Origin of the sequence: Bradyrhizobium sp. NBAIM08 (genome assembly GCF_020193935.1) — a bacterium.
Classification (GTDB): Bacteria; Pseudomonadota; Alphaproteobacteria; order Rhizobiales; family Xanthobacteraceae; genus Bradyrhizobium; species Bradyrhizobium yuanmingense.
Genome location: NZ_JADYVR010000826.1, coordinates 1 through 412 on the forward strand (window position 1 = coordinate 1; position 412 = coordinate 412).

The 412-nt window shown below is 72.8% G+C and carries 1 protein-coding gene; it reads left to right on the forward strand.

The window, feature by feature from the left end:
* Positions 1–35 precede the first annotated feature (35 nt).
* On the forward strand, positions 36–412 hold a 377-nt coding region (locus I6F37_RS42250), incomplete at its 3' end, for a helix-turn-helix domain-containing protein (RefSeq protein WP_225154712.1).

The following is a 412-nucleotide window of genomic DNA, read 5'->3' on the forward strand; positions in this document are numbered from 1 at the left end:
ACGAAAAGGAGGGCAGCGGTAACCTAGATGAGTAGATGAGAGCCCGCAAGCCGAAAGAGCCGCCCCCGCCCGAGAGCCTCGTCCTCTCCACCCTGCGCAAGGCCCGGGGCTGGACCGGGCAGGACCTGGCCAACGCCTCCGGAACCTCCGCGCAGATGATCTCCGTCTACGAGGCGGGCCGGCGTCCGCCCTCGCGCGGGCGGCTGGTCGCCCTGGCCGCCGCCATGGGGTACGGCACCGAGGCCGTCGACCTCGTCCTCCTGGCCTTGAAAGGCGCGGCCGGCGGGGTGGAGCTTCCCCGCGCCCCCGTGGATCCCGCGGCCGGTGAGCTCCGTGACATCCGAACCGTCGCGGCCCGGGTGGGCGTGGCCGCCGTGGACCTGACCGAGAGGTCTCTGGTCCGTCTGCTGCG